Source organism: Mycobacterium bulgaricum, assembly GCF_041287165.2.
In the GTDB taxonomy this organism is placed as follows: Bacteria; Actinomycetota; Actinomycetes; order Mycobacteriales; family Mycobacteriaceae; genus Mycobacterium; species Mycobacterium bulgaricum.
Genome location: NZ_JBGGKV020000029.1, coordinates 1 through 6,755 on the forward strand (window position 1 = coordinate 1; position 6,755 = coordinate 6,755).

General features: G+C 63.3%; 6 protein-coding genes. 5 read left to right on the forward strand and 1 reads right to left on the reverse strand.

What is annotated here, in order from left to right; genetic code table 11:
- Positions 1–82: 82 nt before the first annotated feature.
- Positions 83–484 (forward strand): nitroreductase family deazaflavin-dependent oxidoreductase, encoded by a 402-nt coding sequence (locus ACAG24_RS29330; RefSeq protein ID WP_370476352.1) that lies wholly within the window; start codon positions 83–85, stop codon positions 482–484.
- Between the two features lie 41 nt (positions 485–525).
- Here the strand turns inward: ACAG24_RS29330 and ACAG24_RS29335 are convergent, their stop codons facing one another.
- Positions 526–1,332, reverse strand: coding sequence for an MBL fold metallo-hydrolase (locus ACAG24_RS29335; protein ID WP_370476354.1), 807 nt, complete (start codon positions 1,330–1,332; stop codon positions 526–528).
- Between the two features lie 328 nt (positions 1,333–1,660).
- Between ACAG24_RS29335 and ACAG24_RS29340 the strand changes: the two genes are divergently transcribed.
- From ACAG24_RS29340 to ACAG24_RS29355, 4 genes are all read left to right on the forward strand, one after another.
- Positions 1,661–2,941 (forward strand): sensor domain-containing phosphodiesterase, encoded by a 1,281-nt coding sequence (locus tag ACAG24_RS29340; RefSeq protein WP_370476350.1) that lies wholly within the window; start codon positions 1,661–1,663, stop codon positions 2,939–2,941.
- A 483-nt stretch (positions 2,942–3,424) separates the two neighbouring features.
- Entirely contained in the window at positions 3,425–4,552 is a 1,128-nt protein-coding gene (locus ACAG24_RS29345; protein WP_370476348.1) for a PE-PPE domain-containing protein, read from the forward strand.
- Between the two features lie 238 nt (positions 4,553–4,790).
- On the forward strand, positions 4,791–6,041 hold the full coding sequence (locus ACAG24_RS29350) for a cytochrome P450 (protein ID WP_370476345.1): 1,251 nt from the start codon (positions 4,791–4,793) through the stop codon (positions 6,039–6,041).
- Entirely contained in the window at positions 6,034–6,654 is a 621-nt protein-coding gene (locus tag ACAG24_RS29355; RefSeq protein WP_370476343.1) for a TetR/AcrR family transcriptional regulator, read from the forward strand. Before ACAG24_RS29350 ends, ACAG24_RS29355 begins: the two co-directional genes overlap by 8 nt.
- The last annotated feature ends 101 nt before the right edge of the window (positions 6,655–6,755 follow it).

The window sequence follows — 6,755 nt, forward strand, 5'->3', positions numbered from 1 at the left end:
CATGCAGCCTCACCCGACCCACCCGGGTCACAGCCCAACGTAACAACACGAAGTAACTGCAACTACGAACTTAAGGACGCCCATGCGTATGCCCCGTGCGGTGGCAACTTTCAACCGGCGTTTCACCAATCCGTTGGCACGGTCGATAGTGCCCTGGCTCCCGCTATTGGGAACGCTCGAACACGTCGGACGCAAGTCCGGAAGCACCTACCGAACGCCCCTCCTCACCTTCAAGACCGGAGACGGATTCGTCATCCTTATCGGCTACGGGCCGGAATCGGACTGGGTGAAGAACGTATTCGCCGGCGGCCCAACAGCTTTGCACAAGATGGGCCGCATCGTCGCGTTGGGGAGCCCGAGGATCGTGGGTAAGGCTGATGCCTCCCAACTCATCTCACCCGCCTCCCGGTTGTTCTATCGCCTGTTCCCGTACAACGAAGCCGCCTTGATACTGAGGAAAATGGACCACGGCATGACTCGATGAGCCGTCCCCCGAACTGCGAGCGCCTCAATTGTCGACGCCTGTCAGAGGCGAACCGACTCGCCGCGGGGCACTTCAGGGACGCGGTCACCCATCCCACGGCGATTCATCTCGTTCTTGAAGTCACTGAGCGAAGACGCGAAGACGCCGTAGTCGTCGAAGTGCACAGGGATCGCCTTCGGCAGCCCGAGAAGTTCGACGGCGTCAGTTCCTGCCGCGCCGTCCATGGTGACCGTGAGGCCGAACGGGAGGCGTCGGCCCGCGGGCAGTCGCGTCCCACCGAGGTGCAGAACGCCGGCTTCGATTCCTCCGAACCGGGTTGGGATGTCGGCCAGCTCGGGAATGACCAATGTGTCACCGGAGATGTACAGCCGACGCTGACCAGGATCCTCGACGGTGCCGAACTCCAGCATCGAACCCATGACCGGCGGCAGCAGCCGACGTGTCCATGTCGGGGCGTGCCGCCCCGGCAACGACGTGACCGTCAGGCTCGTCGTGCCTCTGACAATAGTTCGGGTGCCCCACGTCTCAAGCCCCAGCGCGGCATGAAAACCTTTCTGTACCAACCGGTTCGCAGCTGCGTGGGTCGTGATCACCGGAATATCGCGGTCGAGACCGCGTTCGGCGACGCGGTCCCAGTGGTCGCCGTGCATATGCGACAAGACGATCACGTCGACAGGGGGTAGCTGCTCGACGCTCAATGCCGGCTCACGGAGGCGCTTGGAAACGAGACCGTACCCGAGGTAAGCATGCTGGCCGCGGTGCAGGAAGTTGGGGTCGGTCAGCACGGTCAGACCGTCCGCCGCGATCAACGTCGTTGCATTGCCGATGAAAGTCACCGTCAGTTCCACGCCGGTCTCCTCTTCGCCTCCCTCCGCGCTTACCCGCACGTCCTCACTTCATGCACACACATGAAGTGAATCGGAAACGTCCCGGTCTGCAGGCACTGGCTCCGCAACGCGAACGTCGGCACCGCGAATCCACAAATCTTGAATAACGCCGCGGGTGGGGGTTTCGCAGAAAAAGCCCGCCACCGAGTAGAACGGGTCTTGTCGAAGCGCGAGAATTGCCTCTCGGCAGCGAGGTCAATGGGACACTGACGATGAGTTGGCTTGACGGGGCGGACCATCGCGACACGGATCCCGCTTTCGGGGCCGCCTTCGTTGAAGAGGTTTGACGGTGCAAAGTTTGATCGCGGCGATGAACGCGTCGCTCGATCCTGCGGCTTTGATGCGCAGAATCGCCGAACAGATGTGCCTGCTCACACCCAAGGCCGGTGGCGCAGCCGTCAGCATCTTGACCTCGGAGAACGAGTTCGTCGTCGTATCGGCACACGGCCTCGTGGAGTCGCTGCTCGGACTGTCGCTGCCGCGTGAGGGCACGATGCAAGGCCGGGCCATCGCGACCGGCCAACCGCAGGTCAGCATGGACGCTTTGAACGACTCGTCGATCACCGAGGAAGTCCGTGAGATCGGTGCGAGGCTGGGAATCAAGTCACTGGTCGTCATCCCGCTGCTGCACCGCGCGGAAGTCATCGGCGCCCTGTCGCTGACCGCATCGGAAGCCTTCGAGTTCAATGACCGCGATGTCGCCGCGATGGCGGCCTCTGGACGGTTCATCTCGGCCCTGATCGGCGCGCACACGGAGATGTCTTCGCTGCTGGATGGTTTTCTCAACGACCCCAATATGTCTGGTCGTGACGCAACCGCTCGCTTCATCGGCTCGGTGCTGTGGCCTGAGTTGACCGAGAATGACGAATTGCATCAGAGTCTCGACGACTTGATGGGTACCCCATCGAACCTCAGGACCGCTTTTCAACCCATCGTGGACCTCGACACGGGCGCGGCTGTGGGATTCGAGGCGCTGAGTCGGTTTCCCGAACACTATGGACTCGCCCCACGCAAGTGGTTCGACATTGCCCTCCGGCTCGGCCGCAGCCTGTCTCTGGAGGTTGCCGCCCTCGAGCGCGCCCTCGCATCCGCAGCGGCCATGCCGCACGGCTGCTTCATCGCGGTCAACCTGAGCCCGTTGACGGCCATGGACCCCGCTGCCCAGGAAATACTGCTCAAACAAGCACGCCCGCTCGTCGTGGAGATCACCGAGCACGAACCATTCCCGGACAATCTCGCCGATGCTTTGAAACCACTGCGCGACAGCGGTATTCGACTCGCCATCGATGACGCCGGGGCCGGTTTCGCGAGCTTCACCCAGATGCTTCGGGTCCGACCGGACATCATCAAGATCGACGGGACACTCACCGCGGGCATCGACGATGATCCCATCAAGCGTGCACTTGTCTCGGCGGTGGTCCGCCTCGCCGAGGAGCTGGACGCCGTGACTGTCGCCGAGGCGGTGGAAGAACCTCGGCAAGCGCATGTGTTGCAGCAGCTGGGGGTGCGGCTCAGTCAGGGTTACCTTTTCGGTCGTCCCGAAGTCCCGTCCACCAGCAGTGGGCGTTGACGCCGCACCACCGGTGGCCTTTCGGACGCGTCCGCCGGAAGCGGCCGTTCCCCTGATGGGTCGATGATCGGCTTTCAAGGGATATCCCCGATTCCTTCATGGGTGGTTTGCTGCCTATCTTGGGAGGTGCGGAGTGATTCCACACGGAAAGTCTCGCCCGCACCGTGCAACGCGGTCAGGACACCTGGGGGCAGATGATGAACTCGTCGGGCTGAATAGGCGCAACCGCGGTACTTGCTGCCGCGTTATGCTGAATCTCGACAAAAGCAAGCGGCCCTTGTCGATTCGACAGCATCAATGCGTATCAGCAAGGGCCGGCGGATCGGCCGCTTGCAGAGTCGGTCGGGGGACGGCGCGTTCATTTTCACAGGGGGAATCACGCAGATGGGTAGTCGTGCAAAGCGGTGTCGTCGGTTCGTGGACCGTGGGGTCCGCCGTCATCGAGAGGTTGGTGGGGTGAAGCGAACGGCGGTAGGAGTCGCTGTGAGTGCGACGTTGATGCCGTTTCTCGCACCAGCGCCTGCGGGGGCGGCGGTGGTGCCTGCGGTGCCGGGTCCTGCCACGGTGCTGACCGTCTTTCCGTGGGAAGGGTCGATGGAAGACGAGCTTCAGGGAAGCCTCTGCCAATCGCCGAACACCTGCCGTCGAGTTGATCAATTCCTCTGGGATCCAAGTGGACTCGCGACGATTGATAAGACCATCGACACCACGCCCGGCATCAAGGTCGTGTTCTCCTACAGTGAGGGGGCGCGATCGGTGACCAGATGGCTGAACAAGCACGCGGGCGACGCCGATGCGCCGTCACCCGATGAGCTCTCGTTCGTGGTGATCGGCAATCCGACCCGCTTATACGGTGGTTCGGACAGCGATGTGATGCCGCAGACGCAGTACCAGGTGATCGACATAACCCGTCAGTACGACATGGCCTCGGACTTTCCCGACAATCCGCTGAACCTGCTTGCCTTGCTCAACTCTCTGGCCGCCTTCACCGTCATCCATACCGATTACGAGGGTGTGGACATGTATGACGACGCCAACATCGTGTGGAAGGAGGGCAACATCACGTATGTCTTCGTGCCGACGAAGAATCTGCCGCTCCTGGAGCCGCTGCGGCAGCTGGGGCTCACCAGTCTGGCCGACGCTTTGAACGAGCCGCTGAAAAAGCTTGTGGAGCAGGGCTACGACCGGTCCTATCTGCCGACGTCGGAGCTGCCCGGGCCCGCGCCTGTGTCGACCTTGTCCGCGGAGCCGGCTCCCGAGCCGACGGCACGAGTGGCCGATCAGGACGTCGCGCCGCACGATGCGGACCCCGCTGCGGCCGAACCCGCCGCAGTCGCCCCCGGGTCGGGTACGGGTTCCGATGAACCCGGCGACGTCGCAGACACCTCACCGCCTCGCGTCCGCCAGACAACGAAGAGAAGCATCGACGAGGAGAAAAGCGGCTCCGCGGTGCGCGCAACAGAGCAGGTCGCCGACCTGTCCAGCGCTGACGAAGACGATGACCCCGCTGAATCCGACACCGATAGCGGAACGGGGGAGGCGGCGACGGACGGTGATACCGCGTCCACCGGCGACGGGTCTGCGGACGGCGACAGCGACAGCGACGCCTAGCTGCGGCGGCGAACCTCGTCACTCGGACGGCGGATAGACCGTGCGCGTGCGTTCGGGCCGGTCGACCCTCCCACGGGCAGCCATCGGACGTTGCGATACCGAACGTATGATCTGCAGTCTCCGGCTGCCTGAAAATGCTTGCGAGTGTTCTGCACCTATTGACACTTTCGAAGAGTGGTCATACGTTTCTCGGTAGCGTGTCCGTAAGGACTCGGAAGCCTGCGAGAGTCGAGCAACAATGACCATGACGAGCGCCGCTCCCAGTGTTTTCGACGCCGGCCTACCGGCGTTCAAGTACAGCTTCACCGCCACCCCGCACGACATCTTCGACGATGTCCGGGCGGCGCAGTCGCAGGCGCCTATCGCCATCGGCCCTCTCGGCCCGGAAATCCTGTCTTACGAGCTTGCCCGCGAAATGTTGCGCGACAACAGATTTCGCCTCCCTCCAGGTATCACCCTCGCGGCGCAGGGTGTCACGTCCGGTCCGCTGTTCGACAAAATGGCGACGAGCCTCCTGGGACTGGGCGGCGCACCACACATGCGTCTTCGCAAACTGGTCTCGAAGGCTTTCACGCCCCGCGCAACGGCACGCCTTCACGACACCATTCACGCGGTGGTGAACGAGTTGGTCGACCAGGTGATCGACGACGGACGATGCGACGTCGTGACTGCCATTGCGCGTCCGTATCCCACCCCGATCATGTGCGCCCTGCTCGGAGCGCCTCGGCAGGACTGGCAGCTGTTCGCCGACTGGACCGAAGAAGTCTTCAAAGCCTTCAATTTTCAGGCCGATGTCACCTTCGACGAGTCCGAGATCATGCGAGCCTGGGGCGAACTCGACGCGTACGTCGACGACATGGTCGCCGCTCGCAGAGGCCGGCTTACCGACGATCTGCTCTCAAAATTGATTCGTGCAGAAAGCGACGGTGAACGGCTGAACGCCGACGAACTCCGCATGTTGGTCGCCGGGTTCCTGATGGCGGGTACGGACACCACACGAAACCAGCTCGCCGCGTCGGTGCAGGTTCTCTGCGATCATCCGGGGCCATGGGCGACGTTGCGCGAACGTCCTGAGCTCGCGATGCAGGCGGTCGAGGAGAGCATGCGCCATTCGCCGGCGGCATGCATCGTGCCGCGGGCCGCCGCCGGCGACGTCGAGTTCGCCGGCTACACCTTCCCCGCGGGCACCTTCGTACTCGTCAACACCTTCGTGGCCAATCGTGACCCAGCGATTTACGACGACGCCGACCGCTTCGACATCACCCGCGACGACGTCCCGCCGATCCTGACCTTCGGCGGCGGAGCCCACTACTGCCTGGGGGCGAATCTGGCGCGCAGGGAGTTGGCAGAGGCGCTCATAGTCCTTACCCGGCGTCTCATGGCGCCCCGCCGTGCCGGCCCGGCGCCATGGAAGTCCGTGCTGGGAATGACCGGTCCCACAACACTTCCGATCGAATTCAGCGGCGAGAGCGCCCCCGCGGGTGCGTAGCAGAGGCTGGGCAGGGTCCACACCGACGTCAGACGAAGAAGCGATCGACCGCATTCTGGACGCGGTCGACGACGTCGTGGCCGAGCACGGGCCGACGATACGTCTCGCCGATGTTGCCCGAAAGCTCGGAGTGACGCGCCAGACGGTCTATCGCTATTTCCCGAATGCCGATGCCCTGCTTATTGCCAGCGCTATGCGTGCGGCCGACGGATTCATCGACCAGATCTTCGAACATGTCGGCGGGGGCAATGACCCGGTCACCGCGATCGTCGACTGCGTTGCATTCGGCGTCGACAAACTCGCCGGCGATCCGCAACTGGAGGGCCTGCTGACCTCTCGGCCGGAAGGCAGAGCCCTCACCTCGCTGACCTCCGATACAGCCATCACCTTCTGCCTGTCGTTCTTCCACCGCCTCGACGTCGATTGGACGCTGCACGGCTTCGACGAGACCTCCCTTCGCGAACTTGCCGAGATGACATTGCGCACAGTGCAATCGATCTTGACCGACCCAGGACCGGGCCCTCGCGACGCGGCCGGTCTGCGGCGCTTTGTCGCTCGTTGGCTCGGTCCGGCGATCCTCTACCCGCGGACGTCCTCACTGGTGGTCGGGTGATGGTTGGGCAGAACCTGTGGCAACGAAATCAGCCCCCGGCCGAAGCCGGGGGCTGATTCGTTCAAACCAGGTGGAACCAGGAAAAACCCTGTGTCAGTTCA